This is a genomic window from Streptococcus mitis (assembly GCF_001281025.1).
In the GTDB taxonomy this organism is placed as follows: Bacteria; Bacillota; Bacilli; order Lactobacillales; family Streptococcaceae; genus Streptococcus; species Streptococcus mitis_AK.
On sequence record NZ_CP012646.1, the window covers coordinates 681,666 to 698,280 of the forward strand.

Sequence of the window (16,615 nt, forward strand, 5' to 3'; positions counted from 1 at the left end):
AAGGAGTGCTCAAGGTGAAATGGTTTCATAAATCAAGAAAAACAAACTCTGAATTATTATTTGATATAGTTACCTATGGTTTAGCAATTTTCCTTATCCTGTTAATTGTTTATCCGTTATGGTTTGTAGTGATTGCATCTTTTAGTAATCCTTCAGATGTTGCAAATGGAAAGGTATGGTTTATTCCTAGAGAATGGAAATTAGATGGATATTTACGTCTTATTCAACAACCTTTATTCTTACGTAGCTATCTAAATACCATTTTATATACTGTTGTTGGTACCTTAGTTGCTTTAGTAGTCAATATTCCAGCTGGTTATGCTTTATCTAGAAAAGAATTAGTTGGTAGAAAATGGATGAGTATTCTATACATAATCCCTATGTTCGTATCAGGTGGCTTGATTCCTACCTACTTAACAGTAAAGAATGTTGGCCTAATTGATACATTTTGGGTAATGGTAATACCTTTTGCGGTTTCATCATACAATATTATTGTTGCTAGAACTTTCTTTAATAATAGTATTCCAGACGGGATGTGGGAGGCTGCGCAAATTGATGGATGTGGTACAATTCGTTATTTTATTAAGATAGTCGTTCCTTTATCAAAAGCTATTATAGCAGTTATTGGACTTTGGACCGCAGTTGGTATTTGGAATTCGTGGTTTAATGCTTTAATTTATTTAACGAATGAAAATTTACAACCATTGCAATTAATTTTACGACGTTTACTAATTAGTAATCAAATGTTACAATCGCAAGCAACAGGAGAAGTTGCATCAGATCTTCGTATCAAAGCCGATATGATGAAATATGCAGCAATTGTTATTTCAACCGCTCCGATAATGTTGCTATATCCCTTTGTTCAAAAATATTTTAATCAAGGCGTAATGATTGGCGCGTTGAAAGAATAGGAGAAAAACATGAAAAATAAATCATTTACATATTTGTTCTTAGGAACAGTTACACTTGCTGGCTTAACAGCCTGTGCAAATTCTAATAATGCGAATAAGGATGATAAGTCTGGAGAAGATTCTTATAAAATCACAACTGTTCGTTGGTCTGACTGGGGGGAAGATTATCATAAAGGTTTTCTAACTGATTCTGCCAAAGAATCAGGTATCGATGTTAAATGGGATACACTTGTAGCTGCAGATTGGGCAGATAAGAAATCTGTGTTGGTTGCTAGTGGAGATTTACCAGATGCATTTTTAGGTTCAAATGCTTTTACAGATTCAGAAATTGCTCAGAACCAATCTTTATTTATTCCATTGGAAGATTTAATCAAAGAAAACATGCCAAATTTAACTAAGGCTATGGAGAAAGAACCTAAGATTAAAGCTATGATTACTTCACCAGATGGTCATATCTACAGTCTACCTAAAAAATTACCGATGCGTCCTACTGTAGCTAATCAGCTATTTATTAATAAAAAGTGGCTGGATAATTTAGGATTAAAGGTTCCAGAAACTTATGATGATTTAGTAAAAGTACTACAAGAATTTAAGGATAAAGATGCGAACGGAAATGGAGACACTTCTGATGAAATTCCATTCGGAGCAGGAAACTTTGATCCAACATTCTCATATATTCTTCCGTTCAATAATCGTTTAGGGGCAGATAATACATATGAAATGTCTGTAAAAGATGGAAAACCAGTCTACCTTCGTACAGAAGAAAGCTATAAACAAGGGATTGCAGCAATGCACGAATCTTATAAAAAAGGTTTGATTGATCCGGAAATCTTTACAGAAGATACCTCTATGAGTGTAGCAAAACGTATGGATAAGGGAGTATCTAGAGTAGGTGTCTCTAGTGGTTGGACAGCAGATGCAACGTTTGGATTACACTCAAGTGAATATATTGCTCTACCTGCTTTAAAAGGTATGGATGGTAAACAATATGTCTTTTCTGATCCAGATCATTACAACTATGGTCGAAATGAAATTTTGATTACAAATAAGAGCAAAAACCCTGCTAAATTATTGAAATGGTTGGATAAATTATATACAGATGAAGCAAGTATTCAAAATTTCTATGGATCATTTGGAATAGCTACTGAAAAGAATGGTGATAAGTTTAAAGTGTTACCTCCTAAAGATGGTAAATCAGCTGATGAATGGGCATGGATTAATTCACTTCGAGATTTTGGTCCTAAATACGTAAGCGATGATATCAATAGTCGCGTAGAAATCGATCAAACACAAGGTGATGGATTGAAATTGAAGATGGACCAAGATTTGAAACAATTTGCGTTGCCAGCTTACCCTAATGTGATTTATTCACAAGAAGAACTTAACAAATTATCATCAATCTATGTGAGTATTGAATCTTATGTCAAACAACAAGCATCTAAATGGGTAGTTGAAGGCGGCATAGAAAAAGAATGGGACTCATACAAAGAAACTCTTAAGAATATGGGATTGGACGAATTTATGAAGATTCAACAGGAAGCATATAATCGTTACCAAAAAGAAGTAAAAGAGTAATATTTTATATGAACTCTTGGTTGTATGAACAAGAGACTAGCTAATTATAGGAAGCGAGACTGATAACATCAGATTATCTCGCTTCCTTTATTCTAATTTTTAAAGAAATTTGGAAATGTTTTTTAAATAATTTAGGTAATATTTTTGTACAACTGACATTATAAAATATAGAGTTAAGGCAATCGATTTTATGGAGATATCTATTATGCAAAAATTATTTTCATTAGATGGAAAACTGGTTAGAATTTTAACTTTTTTGACAGATTTAATTATTTTAAATACTCTATTTATTGTTAGTTGTATTCCAATAGTTACAATTGGGGCATCACTAACTTCTCTTACGACAATGTGGTATCGTATTTTAAAAGGTAAAGATACCGATATTGCTTATCATTATTTTCGGATCTTTAGACAAAATTTTAAACAATCAACTTTTATTTGGTTGTTTATCCTCCTAATAGAATTACTTTTATATGTGAACTATTGTCTTTGGGGCTATTCAAGTTTACTTTCAGAGTATAGTTTATTGTTAGTGTTGCCCTTTTTATTTGTTATAATACTTTTTATGAGTGTTGTTTTTCCCTATATTGGTTTATTTAAAGATAATCTAAAAAATAGTATTGTAAATAGCGTATTAATTTGTATTTTAAATCCAATACAAGCTATCATGTTGGTTTTATTTAATATTTCTGTACTGTATATGAGTTTTAGTAGTCCAGAACGAGTTTTAACAGCTATTTACGTATTTACATTTGGGGGATTTGCTTTTTGCGGATTGATGAATGTAACGATAACAAATAAAATGTTTGATAAGGTAAAGAAATTTACTAAAAGGAGGGAAACAAATTGAAAATTTTTAAGGGAGAGCTTTATCGAATCTCTGTATTAACAGACAAGTTAGTAAGGTTAGAATACTCTCAAACTGGAAGTTTTGAGGATAGAACTACACAACTTATCTATAATAGAGATTTTGGTCAAGTTTCGTTAGATTATATCGAGACATCAAACGTACTAGATATTATGACGGACTATTTTCATCTGCACTTTAATAAAGGAGAATTTAACGCCGAAAATCTATTTATAGAATTAAAAGGAAATTTTGCCGTATATGGTAGTCGCTGGTATTTTGGTGAATCTATTGAAACGTTAAAAGGAACAGCTCGGACTCTGGATAAGGCAGATGGAGCAATCCCATTAGAAGATGGAATTATTAGCCGAAATGGTATAGCCTTATTGGATGATTCTCAAGGATTTATTTGGGATGAACAGTCTGGTTATATGGAGAGAGAAAATCAAATTGACCTCTATTTCTTTGCCTATGGGCATGATTATAGAGGAGCAATCAGAGACTTTTACCATTTGACTGGTTCAACACCCTTATTGCCAAGATATGCTTTAGGGAATTGGTGGAGTAGGTATTGGCCTTATACGTCGGATGAATACTTGGATTTAATAGACAGATTTGAAACAGAGAAAATTCCATTATCTATCGGTGTGTTAGATATGGATTGGCATATAACTGAAATTCCAGCCCGTTTTGGAAGTGGGTGGACAGGATATAGTTGGAATAAAAACTTAATACCAAATCCAGAACAGTTATTGCAACAACTTCATGATAAAAAGTTAAAACTCTCCTTAAATGTCCATCCTGCTGATGGTATACGGGCTTATGAAGAAGCTTATCCTCGAGTTGCCAAACGATTGGGGTTAAATGTAGAATTAGAAGAACCTGCCATTTTTGATTTTTTTAATCCCTCTTTTAGGGAATCCTACTTTAAAGATGTTCATTATGAGCTAGAAAAGCAAGGAGTAGATTTTTGGTGGATTGACTGGCAACAAGGGACACAAGGTATGCTAGATCCACTATGGCTTTTAAACCATTATCACTATCAGGATAGTTGTAAAAATGCAGAAGGTGGTTTGATTTTATCAAGATATGCAGGGCCGGGTAGTCACCGCTACCCTGTTGGTTTTTCAGGAGATACCATTATTAGTTGGGATTCGTTAAGATTTCAACCTTATTTTACAGCGACAGCATCAAATATCGGTTATAGTTGGTGGAGCCATGATATCGGTGGGCACATGCTGGGGGATTATGACGAAGAGTTACAAACTAGATGGCTACAGTTTGGTATTTTTAGTCCGATAACTCGATTACATAGTTCTAGAAGTCCCTTTAATAGTAAGGAACCTTGGTTTTTTTCAGAAACAACATCTAAGATTATGAAGAAATACCTTCGTTTGAGACATCAGATGATTCCATATCTATATACCATGAATGTAAAGACACACGAGGAAGGTGCCCCATTAATCAGCCCAATGTATTATTTCTACCCAGAGAATGATGAGAGTTATAATGTTCCAAATCAATACTTTTTTGGAACAGAACTGATGGTGGCTCCCATTGTAGAAAAGATGGATTTGGCGTTCCAATCTGCAAAAGTAGATGTATGGTTCCCTGAAGGTGAATGGTATGACTTCTTTTCAGAAAAAAAATATACAGGTGGTGTGAACTTAAGTGTTTATAGAGACATTTCGACTATTCCTGTGTTTGCAAAAAGTGGTGCAATCATTCCCTTGGTTGGTTCTGAGATAGATATGGGTGTTGATTTACCTGAAGTTGTAGATTGGTATGTATTCCCAGGAAAACAACATTCTTTTGAAATGATTGAAGATCAAAATGGTCAAAGATATAAAACAAGATTATCAATCGACTGGGAAATGGGCATGGTAGAGTTAGCATTACAAGGCGATTCTAGTATCGTTCCAAGCAATAGAAGGCATAGAATTCATTTTAAAGGAACGAATGTGTCGATGATTGAATTGCCAAATAAGAATGATACAGCTAGATTTGAATGTAAAGATAATAAAACAACATCCCTAAATGATGAAGTTTTTAGACTACTAAAGACGGCTTCTCTGCCATATGAATTAAAAGATAGATTGTTAAATCAATTCATCAATGCCAAAAATTCTCATGACTTAATGAATATCTTGCATCATCAGGATAAGGAATTGAGAGGGCGTTTGTTGGAAATGATATTTACTAGCGAAAACTAATTGAGAAATTTCGTACACAATTTCTATTCTTTAATTGCTAATTATTATTTTTTAATGTGTAACAGTTTTACATCTCTATGCTTATTGGCTTGTATTGCAGTAGCTACAAGCTTGGTATAGGGATGTTTTTTTGTTTATTGAAGAGGAGAGGATATGATAAGTATGTTTCAAGGTTTGAAACATTTTTAAACTAAACAAGAGCAAATTTTTAAAGGTGATTTTTCAACGTAACTTCCACTTTTCATTATGATTTATGTGCCGATTTTTGCATGGTTGTGGGGGAAAATGGGTAAAAAGCAACCGTCCTCTTCTAAGAAATTTGCTTACGGTTTATTAGCAGCAGGTTTATCCTTCTTGTGGATGATGTTACCAGGGATGCTCTTTGGGACAGATGTTAAGGTCAGTCCTTTCTGGTTGATTATGAGTTGGTCTATTGTGATTGTGGGGGAAATGTTGATTTCGCCTATTGGTCTATCAGTCACTACTAAGCTAGCACCAAAATCCTTCCAAGCACAAATGATGTCTATCTGGTTCTTGAGTAATGCTGCTGCTCAAGCTATCAATGCTCAAATTGTAAAATTTTATACAAGCGAAACTGAAGTCGCTTACTATGGAATTGTTGGAGGAATTACGATTGTATTCAGTATTATCTTATTCTTCTACGTTCCACGTATTGAAAAACTAATGTCCGGTATCAAATAGAGAAAAACTGGAATTTCTGTAGGGATTTTAAAAGCTAGATCAATTATTTATTCAAAGGATTTAGTTCTGTATTGTATAGGGCTAGGTCCTTTTAGTTTGATTAATACTCTTCGAAAATCAAATTCAAACCGCGTCAACGTCGCCTTGCCGTACTCAAGTACAGCCTGCGGCTAGTTTCCTAGTTTGCTCTTTGATTTTCATTGAGTATAAAACTCACGATGTTTCTGCTTTTCCTAGTGGACATTTGTCTACTTTTTTTATATAATAAAACTAAACCAAATTGGTTGAGTTTTAAAAATATGGATTCAAGCATCGATTAGTCTTTCTAAGGGAGATAATGTCCATTAAATCATCATAATAGGAGGTGAAGTATGTATCAGCCAGAAAAATTAAAGGCTCGGAGGAAAGAGTTAAAACTGACACAGAGGGAAATTGCAGAGCAACTTGGGATTAGTTTCCAGGCTTACTCAGCTTGGGAACGTGGAGTCAAGGAACCGTCCAAGGAGAAGGTAGTCCAGCTAGAGAACATTTTAAAAGTACCCAAAGGATATTTTACTCAGATCGAGATTGTCCGTCTCTACCATAGCCTCTCCAAGCAAGGGCAGGAGAAGGTTGTTCTCTATGCTCGTAACCTATCTCAAGAGGAGCAAGCTCAAAAAGTAACAGCTATGCCAGAGCGTCTCTACGAGTACCGTGTTTATGAACGCATGTCAGCAGGGATTGGGGCTTCAGTCTACGATGATCAGAATTTTGATACGGTTTACTTTAATGAGGAGTTGGCTCATGATTTTGCGTCATGGGTGTCTGGGGACTCCATGGAACCTAAATACCAAAATGGTTCAGTAGCTCTGATTCGAGAGACAGGATTTGACTATGATGGAGCGGTTTATGCAGTGGTTTGCAACAACCAGACCTATATCAAACGGGTCTATCGAGAGGAGAATGGATTGCGTCTGGTCTCTATCAATCCTAAATACAAGGATATTTTCATCTCCTATGAGGAAGATCCTCGGATTGTGGGGATTATCGTTGGGAACTTTGTGCCGATGGAGGGATAGCCAATGGGCTACTTTGATTATTCCAGAGAGCCCAAAAGTGACATTGCCTTTGTCGATATGAAATCCTTTTATGCCAGTGTTGAGTGTGTGAAAAGAGGATTGCATCCGCTGAAAACCTCGCTTTGTGTCATGAGTCGCGCGGATAATTCCACTGGTCTTATCCTAGCCTCCTCTCCCCTGTTTAAGAAGATTTTTGGCAAGTCAAATGTTGGTCGGGCCTATGATTTGCCTTTTGATATCAAGACCCGCAAATTTTCCTATTACAATGCTCGAAAGCAAGGGCTACCTACCGACTCAGACTATGTTCGCTACATCGAAGATTGGGCTCAAGTGACCTTGATTGTGCCACCCAGGATGGATGAGTACATCGCAGTCAATATGGAAATTCAGCGAATCTTTCAGAATTATGGCAGTCCAGATGATATTTATCCATACTCTATCGATGAGGGCTTTATTGACCTGACTAGTTCGCTCAACTATTTCATCCCAGATAAGAGTCTCTCTCGCAAAGACAAGCTGGATATACTTTCTGCTCGTATTCAGAGGGATATTTGGAGGCAGACAGGGATCTACTCTACAGTAGGCATGTCAAATGCCAATCCTTTACTGGCCAAGTTGGCTCTGGATAATGAGGCCAAGCACACTCCGACCATGAGGGCCAACTGGTCTTACCAGGATGTGGAAGAGAAGGTCTGGTCCATTCCCAAGATGACCGACTTTTGGGGAATTGGCAGGCGGATGGAGAAACGCTTGCATGCTCTGGGGATTTTTTCTATCAAGGAATTGGCAACCAGCAATCCAGACCAGTTAAAGAAAGCTCTGGGTCAGGCTGGTCTGCGTTTGTGGTTTCATGCCAATGGGATTGATGAGAGCAATGTTCATAAGCCCTATAAAGCCAAATCCAAGGGCTTGGGGAATTCTCAAATCTTGCCGAGAGACTACGTGAAGCTACGGGATATTGAAATTATTCTCCGAGAAATGGCGGAGCAGGTGGCTATTAGACTGAGAAGGTCTGGCAAGAAAACAACCCTTGTCTCTATCTATGTCGGTTTCTCTAAAGAGGAGGTTAGGCCGTCTATTCACACACAAATGAAGGTCGAACCGACCAATAATACAGCTGTCTTAACGGATTATGTTTTGAAGCTATTTCATAACAAATACACTTCTGGAGCAGTCAGAAGTGTCGGAGTAAACTATTCAGGCTTTGTAGACGAGTCCTTTGGATTGATCTCTCTCTTTGATGATGTTGACAAGTTAGAAAAAGAAGAAAGGCTCCAGACGGCCATTGACTCCATTCGGGAACAATTTGGTTTCACTTCCCTTTTAAGAGCCAATGCACTGGAAGAAGCCTCTAGGAGTCTTGCTAGAAGCAAGCTGATTGGGGGACATTCTGCTGGAGGATTAGATGGATTAAAATGATTGATCGTTCTTATTTACCTTTTCAATCTGCGCGAGATTATCAAGATCCAGGTATGCAGAAGTGGATGGGGTTTTACCTTTCAGAACATACTAGTTCGCTTAGTGAAGAAAAAAATCGGGTTGTTTTTTCAACAAATTTGAACCCAATTGAGAAACTGAACTTGCTTTCTCAGATTTATGTTGGCCAACTTAAGGGATGCTTTGTGGTCAAGGAAAAGAAGCAGAAAATCACTATCATCGGTGTGGTGAGAGAGTTATCACATCAGACTCTATCTATTAGGACAAACGAGGGATATAGGTTGATAGAGGTTGCAGATATCCTAGAAATTCGGCTGTGGGAGGAGGAAGTTTATGACTAGAAAAGAGCTGTATGAAAACAAACTGCAGATGAATTATTTTTCAGATGACTATATTCGTTTTGAAGAGGATTTTCAAAAATACTCTGCCATGAACGTACCCTTGACTTTCTTGATTGATGACATCCTACGAACCATGGCGATGAATCAGAAAAACTACTTTGTCTTAAACAAGGAAAATGCCAAGGATGGGCGGGAGCATAGCTTTTATTTTAGGGTGGTAACGGAAAAAGCGTGTCCCAGAAATAGGACCTATACATACTCAGGAGTCAAGAATAGCAGTCAGTAGCGCCTTGTCTGCTATGAATGTATCATTTTTACAACACTTCATGGTTCATATCATGGGGTGTTTTTCTATTTAAGTCAAAGCCCATCAAAAAATCTCACTATTCATCAGGCTAAAGGAAACCTAATCATAGTGAGATTGTGAATTATAGTAGGTTTTGTATCGCCTCTTCAATTTGTTTTGGGTCTGTTTTGGAAGAGAAGCGTTCAAAGACCTGCCCATCACGACCAATGAGAAACTTAGCGAAATTCCATTCGACTCGTTTTCCCAGTGGGCCAGATTTTTGTTCTTTCAACCAAACATAGAGAGGATCTGCTTCCTTACCGTTGACCTTGATCTTGGCAAAACGTGGGAAGGTGGTCTGATAATGTAGGCTACAGAAGGTGTTGATTTCCTCTGCGCTGCCTGGTGCTTGTCCCATAAACTGATTGCAAGGGAAATCCAAGATTTCAAACCCCTGATCTTGATAGTGATCATAGAGTTCTTGCAGCCCTTTGTACTGGGGGGTTAACCCACATCCGGTAGCAGTGTTGACAATCAAGAGAACTTTACCACGATAGGCATTTAGTGAAGTTTCTTGCTTGTCTTGGTTCAAGACTGAAAAATCGTATAGTGAAGTCATTGCTTGCTTTTCTCCTTCTGTTTGGTATTTTTAGGAGGTTTCTCCTCCTGTAGGGATAGAAATCCGTAGGTCAGAGTTCCAAAAATGCTACCGATAATCAGGCCATACATTAGGAAAGGACCACTTTTATCGAATTGCATGAGCAACTTCCCAAAATCTGAAAAGGACATCTGCTGAACGAAGACTTTATGAAAGATGAGTAAGGTAAAGAAGCCGATCTGAATACCGATAAACACAATCCAGCTTCGGAATTTGATTTGGGCTTTGCTGTAGGTCTTGAGGATGATTTCTGATTTGTCATCCTTTTCAAGATGAAGCTCTTGGACGGCTCTTTGGGTTTTTAAAGTAATGAAAAAAATGAGTCCAGAGTAAACATAGGGCATAGCATAGCGAACCACTTCTATGAAGCGTCCAAATAACAGATAAAACAAGAAGAGAAAGAAGGAAGAATAAACGATTTGAACCATAGAACGGGCACAAGCCTTGTAGATAATCTCTTGTCGGCATTCATCAAAAGGGCCCTGAATGTGAAAGAGATTTCGAAGTAGGCGAGTGGTTAAGTCTTCTTTTTTCATGCTAGTAACCTCCTAAATGAGTGGTTTTTGATTGACTTCTTTAACGAGTTGATAGAAAGTATAGAAGTAAATCAAGCTAAAAATGATACAGGTTGTTATAAATACTAGGTATCTCCAATCTGCAGGACGCCTTAAAAGTTGTGGGAAGGATACGAGAATAAAACAGAGAGATACGTTTAGAAGGCGTATTTTTTTGGATTGGATTTTCTGAAGTATTTGTCCCTTGTTCAGCAAAGGAAGAAATAAAAGGAAAATGATCAAGAAAGGACGCGTAATATGTCCAGAAAACAGGACGAAGGTAATAAAGATGCTGACAAAAATATGACTGAATAGTAAAGTTACTAGTGATTTCATAGGGCACCTCCTAATCCTCATCTTGATCTTTCTTAGTTTTTGCAATGCGACGGGAGATGAGAAACTGTATGCTCGCTCCGAAGAAAATAGAACCGAGAATGCTTGATACACCATTTCTTATAGTGAGAAGAGAATGAAAATAGTCCTGACCTTCACCTATGAGTATACTGAGAAGAGGAGTTATAAAAAACATCCATAGACCAAAGAACAAACCTGCTTTAAGACCTGGGTAGTATAGTTGCTTGCTTTCTTTCTCATTCAGCATATCTGGATCAATAGCTGTAATCCCTGTTTTTTTCATTTGGTAGGTGACATAGCCAGCAGCGATGAGGGCAATCACTAGAATCAGAGGAGGATAGATTAGAGCCACTTCTTGAGGGTATTTATAGGCCAGAAGGAGTGGAATAAGATTTCCGAAAATCATCAGATAAAAGAGGATGATAAAGACTTGGTTACCGATACGATCGGCCTCACGCCGTTTGTATTCGTCAAGGGGACCAGAAATACCGTATGTGCGTTTGATGAGTTTTTCAGTGAAGGTTTCTTTTTTCATGAGTTGGCTCCTTTTTTAAAAATCATCCTCCCAAAAGAGACTGTTTAGGTCAGTTTGGAGGCTGCGGGCGAGATTGAGACAGAGTTCCAGGGTTGGATTGTACTTGTCGTTTTCAATCATATTGATGGTCTGTCTCGAGACACCGATATCCTTGGCGAGTTCGAGCTGGGAAATACCCAGTTCCTTGCGAAATTCTTTCACACGATTCATCTGGACTCCTTTCTGATTCATGTCGTATATATTTGACTATATTATATTCTTCTATGGAGTGGATGTCAAGCATATTTGACATATTTCTTAAAGAAATCTTACTTGTTTTTGCCTTATTTGTCTGACTAGTGCAAGCTAGTCAGATTTGTGGTAAAATAGATAAGATATGACAAAAGAATTTCATCATGTAACGGTCTTACTCCACGAAACCATTGATATGCTTGATGTGAAACCTGACGGTGTTTACGTTGATGCGACCTTGGGTGGAGCAGGCCATAGCGAATATTTATTAAGTAAATTGAGTGAAAAAGGCCATCTCTATGCCTTTGATCAGGACCAGAATGCCATTAACAATGCGCAAAAACGTTTGGCACCTTACATTGAAAAGGGAATGGTGACCTTTATCAAGGATAACTTCCGTCATTTACAGGCACGTTTGCGCGAAGCTGGTGTTCAGGAAATTGATGGAATTTGTTATGACTTGGGAGTGTCTAGTCCTCAATTGGACCAGCGTGAGCGTGGTTTTTCTTATAAAAAGGATGCGCCACTGGACATGCGGATGAATCAGGAAGCTAGTCTGACAGCTTATGAAGTGGTGAACCACTATGACTATCATGATTTGGTTCGTATTTTCTTCAAATATGGCGAGGACAAATTCTCTAAACAAATAGCCCGTAAGATTGAACAAGCTCGGGAAGTCAAGCCAATCGAGACAACGACTGAGTTGGCAGAGATCATCAAGTCGGCTAAGCCTGCTAAGGAGCTCAAGAAGAAGGGCCATCCTGCCAAGCAGATCTTCCAGGCTATTCGGATTGAAGTCAATGATGAACTGGGAGCTGCAGATGAGTCCATCCAGCAGGCTATGGAGATCTTGGCTCTGGATGGTAGAATTTCAGTGATTACCTTTCATTCATTAGAAGACCGCTTGACCAAGCAATTGTTCAAGGAAGCTTCAACAGTGGAAGTTCCCAAAGGTTTGCCTTTCATCCCAGATGATCTCAAGCCCAAGATGGAATTGGTATCCCGTAAGCCAATCTTGCCAAGTGCAGAAGAATTAGAAGCCAATAACCGCTCGCACTCAGCTAAGTTGCGCGTGGCAAGAAAAATTCACAAGTAAGAGGAAAAAATGGTAGATAAGAAAGAAACAACCAGTCAATTCTTGCAGAATCGTATAAAAAAATTCTCACGTGTAGAGAAGGCATTTTATCTTTCGATTGCTTTTACGGCACTCGTTTTAGCAGTGAGCATTATCTTTATGCAGACACGACTCTTGCAAGTGCAAAGTGATTTGACAAAAATCAATGCGCAGATAGAGGAGAAGAAGACAGAGCTGGACGATGCCAAGCAGGAAGTGAATGAATTGATTCGTTCCGAGCGCTTGAAAGAAATTGCAGATAAAAAAGATTTGAAATTGAATAATGAAAATATCCGAACAGCGGAGTAAGATATGAAATGGACAGAAAAAATAACCCGATTTGCGATAAAAAATCGTAAGTCTCCAGCAAAAAACCGTAGGATAGTTGGCAAGTACCTCAGCTTTTTAGCTGTTGCCCTTTTCGGCCTCTTTTTGGCCAATTTTGCTTATATTATCGCAAAAGGTAATATATTTGGTACTGACTTGGTAAAAGAGGCTAAAAAGGTTCACCAAACAACCCGAACAGTTCCTGCCAAACGTGGGACTATCTATGACCGAAATGGAGTGCCTATTGCTGAAGATGCGACCTCTTATAACGTCTATGCTGTTATTGATAAAAAATACAAGTCAGCAACGGGTAAAATTCTTTATGTAGAGGATTCGCAGTTTAATAAGGTAGCTGAAGTCTTCCATAAGTATTTGGATATGGATGAAGCTTATGTGAAAGAGCAATTGGCTCAACCAAATCTGACCCAGGTTTCCTTTGGTGCAAAAGGAAATGGGATTACCTATGCCAATATGATGGCTATTAAAAAAGATTTGAAAGATGCTAGTGTGGAAGGAATAGACTTTACAACTAGCCCTAACAGAAGCTACCCAAATGGACAATTTGCTTCTAGTTTTATTGGGTTAGCCCAACTTCATGAAAATGAGGACGGCAGTAAGAGTTTATTAGGAACTTTTGGTCTGGAGAGTTCGTTAAATACCATTCTTGCTGGGACAGACGGTATTATTACCTATGAAAAAGACCGTGTAGGAAATATCGTACCAGGAACAGAACAGGTGTCGCAACAAACTGTGGATGGCAAGGATGTTTATACAACATTGTCTAGCCCGCTCCAATCTTTCATGGAAACTCAGATGGATGCCTTTCTAGAAAAAGTAAAAGGTAAGTATATGACCGCGACCTTGGTCAGTGCAAAGACCGGTGAAATCCTTGCTACCACCCAACGACCTACCTTTAATGCAGATACTAAGGATGGTATCACCAAAGACTTTGTTTGGCGTGATATTCTTTATCAAAGTAATTACGAACCAGGATCAGCCCTGAAGGTCATGACGCTAGCAGCTTCTATTGATAACAATACCTTCCCAGGTGGAGAATACTTCAATAGTAGTGAATTAAAAATAGCGGATGCGACAATTCGAGATTGGGATGTTAATGATGGTTTGACGACTGGTGGGATGATGACTTTCTTACAAGGTTTCGCTCACTCCAGTAATGTTGGAATGAGTCTACTTGAACAAAAAATGGGAGATGCTACTTGGTTGGATTATCTAAACCGCTTTAAGTTTGGGGTTCCGACGCGTTTTGGTCTGACTGATGAGTATTCAGGTCAATTGCCTGCAGATAATATTGTTAATATTGCCATGAGTGCATTTGGTCAGGGGATTTCTGTAACGCAGACCCAGATGCTACGTGCTTTTACAGCCATTGCCAATGATGGGGTTATGTTGGAGCCTAAATTTATTACGGCCTTGTATGATCCAAATGATCAAACTGCTCGGAAATCACAAAAAGAAGTTGTGGGAAATCCTGTGTCTAAAGATGCAGCGAGCTTGACGCGAACGCATATGGTTTTAGTCGGTACCGATCCAGTATATGGAACTATGTATAATCATAAGACAGGGAAACCAACTGTCAATGTTCCAGGACAAAATGTAGCCCTCAAGTCTGGTACGGCTCAAATCGCTGACGAGAAAAATGGAGGCTACTTGGTTGGTTCTACCAACTACATTTTCTCGGTTGTGGCTATGAACCCTGCTGAAAATCCTGATTTTATCTTGTATGTAACGGTTCAACAGCCTGAACATTATTCAGGAATTCCGCTTGGGGAGTTTACTAATCCAATCCTTGAGAGAGCTTCAGCTATGAAAGAATCTCTGAATCTTCAATCTCCAGCCAAGAATTTAGATCAAGTGACGACAGAATCTTCTTATGCAATGCCTAGCATTAAGGATATTTCACCTGGTGATTTGGCGGAAGCCTTACGCCGAAATATTGTGCAACCAATCGTTGTAGGTACTGGAACAAAGATTAAAGAGACTTCTGTAGAAGAAGGGACCAATCTTGCACCAAACCAACAAGTTATCCTTTTATCGGATAAGGTAGAAGAAATTCCAGACATGTATGGCTGGAAAAAAGAGACTGCTGAAACCTTTGCTAAATGGTTGGATATTGAGTTGGAATTTGAAGGTTCAGGTTCCGTCGTTCAGAAGCAAGATGTTCGGACTAATACAGCTATCAAAAACATTAAAAAAATTAAATTAACTTTAGGAGACTAATATGTTTATTTCTATCAGTGCTGGAATTGTGACATTTTTACTAACTTTGGTAGGAATTCCAGCCTTTATCCAATTTTATAGAAAGGCGCAAATTACAGGCCAGCAGATGCATGAGGATGTTAAACAGCACCAGGCAAAAGCTGGGACTCCTACAATGGGAGGTTTGGTTTTCTTAATTGCTTCTGTTTTAGTTGCTTTCTTTTTCGCCCTATTTAGTAATCAACTCAGCAATAATGTTGGTATGATTTTATTTATCTTGGTTCTTTATGGTTTAATCGGATTTTTAGATGACTTCCTCAAGGTCTTCCGTAAAATCAATGAGGGCCTTAATCCCAAACAGAAATTGGCTCTTCAGCTTCTAGGTGGCGTCATTTTCTACCTTTTCTATGAGCGTGGTGGCGATATGCTTTCTGTCTTTGGTTATCAAGTACATCTAGGGATTTTCTATATTGTCTTCGCTCTTTTCTGGCTAGTTGGTTTTTCAAACGCAGTGAACTTGACAGATGGTATTGACGGTCTGGCTAGTATTTCCGTTGTGATTAGTTTGTCTGCCTATGGCGTTATTGCCTATGTGCAAGGTCAGATGGATATCCTTCTAGTGATTCTTGCCATGATTGGTGGTTTGCTCGGTTTCTTTGTCTTTAACCATAAGCCTGCTAAGGTCTTTATGGGAGATGTGGGAAGTTTGGCTCTCGGTGGAATGCTGGCAGCTATTTCAATGGCTCTCCACCAAGAATGGACTCTCTTGATTATCGGAATTATTTATGTCTTTGAAACAACTTCGGTTATGATGCAAGTCGGCTATTTCAAAATGACTGGTGGTAAACGTATTTTCCGTATGACGCCTGTGCATCACCATTTTGAGCTTGGAGGATTGTCTGGTAAAGGAGATCCTTGGAGCGAGTGGAAGGTTGACTTCTTCTTTTGGGGAGTGGGGCTTCTAGCAAGTCTCCTGACCCTAGCAATTTTGTATTTGATGTAAGAATGGCACCCTGATATTTCAGGGTGTTTTTGCTGTTTAAAAAATATTGGTCAATTAAAGTCAAAACCCTTGACCTTTTCTGACTAATGTAGTATATTATGAACGTAAGGTAAATGAAAACCTTACTAAAACACTTGTTTAAAGTAAAATAGAAAGAGGTGGGGTCTATGTTTAATCTAGAAATCTTCAGAAGTAAAGATAGTCTACTCCTGCTTGAAAAAGAAAAACCAGAAATAGTACGTAGAGTAGCAA

17 protein-coding genes and 1 pseudogene are annotated in these 16,615 nt (G+C 38.2%); 13 read left to right on the plus strand and 5 right to left on the minus strand.

What is annotated here, in order from left to right:
• Positions 1-14 precede the first annotated feature (14 nt).
• The 9 genes and pseudogenes from RN80_RS03515 to RN80_RS03555 all read left to right on the plus strand — a co-directional run bounded on the left by RN80_RS03515 (position 15) and on the right by RN80_RS03555 (position 9,370).
• Positions 15-911 carry a carbohydrate ABC transporter permease gene (locus RN80_RS03515; RefSeq protein ID WP_000870790.1) on the plus strand — a complete coding sequence of 299 codons (897 nt, stop codon included), beginning with the start codon at positions 15-17 and terminating at the stop codon, positions 909-911.
• Positions 912-920: 9 nt separating this feature from the next.
• Positions 921-2,486, plus strand: coding sequence for a type 2 periplasmic-binding domain-containing protein (locus tag RN80_RS03520; RefSeq protein WP_050283608.1), 1,566 nt, complete (start codon positions 921-923; stop codon positions 2,484-2,486).
• Between the two features lie 205 nt (positions 2,487-2,691).
• Positions 2,692-3,336, plus strand: a complete 645-nt coding sequence (locus tag RN80_RS03525; RefSeq protein ID WP_060627527.1) for a DUF624 domain-containing protein — start codon at positions 2,692-2,694, stop codon at positions 3,334-3,336.
• Positions 3,333-5,546, plus strand: a complete 2,214-nt coding sequence (locus tag RN80_RS03530) for a glycoside hydrolase family 31 protein (RefSeq protein WP_060627529.1) — start codon at positions 3,333-3,335, stop codon at positions 5,544-5,546. Before RN80_RS03525 ends, RN80_RS03530 begins: the two co-directional genes overlap by 4 nt.
• Before the next feature lie 234 nt (positions 5,547-5,780).
• A pseudogene (locus RN80_RS03535) lies at positions 5,781-6,248 on the plus strand (POT-type proton-dependent oligopeptide transporter); the annotation flags it as partial.
• Between the two features lie 371 nt (positions 6,249-6,619).
• Positions 6,620-7,306, plus strand: coding sequence for an XRE family transcriptional regulator (locus tag RN80_RS03540; protein WP_060627534.1), 687 nt, complete (start codon positions 6,620-6,622; stop codon positions 7,304-7,306).
• Between the two features lie 3 nt (positions 7,307-7,309).
• Positions 7,310-8,725, plus strand: a complete 1,416-nt coding sequence (locus tag RN80_RS03545; RefSeq protein WP_060627536.1) for a Y-family DNA polymerase — start codon at positions 7,310-7,312, stop codon at positions 8,723-8,725.
• A complete protein-coding gene (locus tag RN80_RS03550) occupies positions 8,722-9,084 on the plus strand; it encodes a hypothetical protein (RefSeq protein WP_060627538.1) in 363 nt (120 codons plus the stop codon). Before RN80_RS03545 ends, RN80_RS03550 begins: the two co-directional genes overlap by 4 nt.
• Complete coding sequence (locus RN80_RS03555) at positions 9,077-9,370, plus strand: DUF5960 family protein (protein WP_060627543.1); 294 nt, start codon at positions 9,077-9,079, stop codon at positions 9,368-9,370. Before RN80_RS03550 ends, RN80_RS03555 begins: the two co-directional genes overlap by 8 nt.
• A 142-nt stretch (positions 9,371-9,512) precedes the next feature.
• Here RN80_RS03555 and RN80_RS03560 read toward each other — a convergent pair whose 3' ends face one another.
• The 5 genes from RN80_RS03560 to RN80_RS03580 are packed head-to-tail and all read right to left on the minus strand — an operon-like array spanning position 9,513 to position 11,681.
• On the minus strand, positions 9,513-9,989 hold the full coding sequence (locus RN80_RS03560) for a glutathione peroxidase (protein ID WP_045612268.1): 477 nt from the start codon (positions 9,987-9,989) through the stop codon (positions 9,513-9,515).
• Positions 9,986-10,564 (minus strand): DUF3278 domain-containing protein, encoded by a 579-nt coding sequence (locus tag RN80_RS03565; RefSeq protein WP_000711244.1) that lies wholly within the window; start codon positions 10,562-10,564, stop codon positions 9,986-9,988. Before RN80_RS03565 ends, RN80_RS03560 begins: the two co-directional genes overlap by 4 nt.
• A 12-nt stretch (positions 10,565-10,576) precedes the next feature.
• On the minus strand, positions 10,577-10,918 hold the full coding sequence (locus RN80_RS10100; protein WP_060627545.1) for a hypothetical protein: 342 nt from the start codon (positions 10,916-10,918) through the stop codon (positions 10,577-10,579).
• 10 nt (positions 10,919-10,928) lie between these two features.
• On the minus strand, positions 10,929-11,471 hold the full coding sequence (locus tag RN80_RS03575) for a DUF3278 domain-containing protein (protein WP_060627547.1): 543 nt from the start codon (positions 11,469-11,471) through the stop codon (positions 10,929-10,931).
• A gap of 15 nt (positions 11,472-11,486) precedes the next feature.
• Entirely contained in the window at positions 11,487-11,681 is a 195-nt protein-coding gene (locus RN80_RS03580) for a helix-turn-helix transcriptional regulator (RefSeq protein ID WP_001082470.1), read from the minus strand.
• Between the two features lie 166 nt (positions 11,682-11,847).
• Between RN80_RS03580 and rsmH the strand changes: the two genes are divergently transcribed.
• The 4 genes from rsmH to mraY are packed head-to-tail and all read left to right on the plus strand — an operon-like array spanning position 11,848 to position 16,363.
• A complete protein-coding gene (rsmH, locus tag RN80_RS03585) occupies positions 11,848-12,798 on the plus strand; it encodes a 16S rRNA (cytosine(1402)-N(4))-methyltransferase RsmH (RefSeq protein WP_060627549.1) in 951 nt (316 codons plus the stop codon).
• 9 nt (positions 12,799-12,807) lie between these two features.
• Positions 12,808-13,125 (plus strand): cell division protein FtsL, encoded by a 318-nt coding sequence (gene ftsL / locus RN80_RS03590; RefSeq protein WP_000227824.1) that lies wholly within the window; start codon positions 12,808-12,810, stop codon positions 13,123-13,125.
• Between the two features lie 3 nt (positions 13,126-13,128).
• On the plus strand, positions 13,129-15,381 hold the full coding sequence (pbp2x, locus tag RN80_RS03595) for a penicillin-binding protein PBP2X (RefSeq protein WP_060627551.1): 2,253 nt from the start codon (positions 13,129-13,131) through the stop codon (positions 15,379-15,381).
• 1 nt (position 15,382) lies between these two features.
• Positions 15,383-16,363 carry a phospho-N-acetylmuramoyl-pentapeptide-transferase gene (gene mraY, locus RN80_RS03600; protein ID WP_060627553.1) on the plus strand — a complete coding sequence of 327 codons (981 nt, stop codon included), beginning with the start codon at positions 15,383-15,385 and terminating at the stop codon, positions 16,361-16,363.
• The last annotated feature ends 252 nt before the right edge of the window (positions 16,364-16,615 follow it).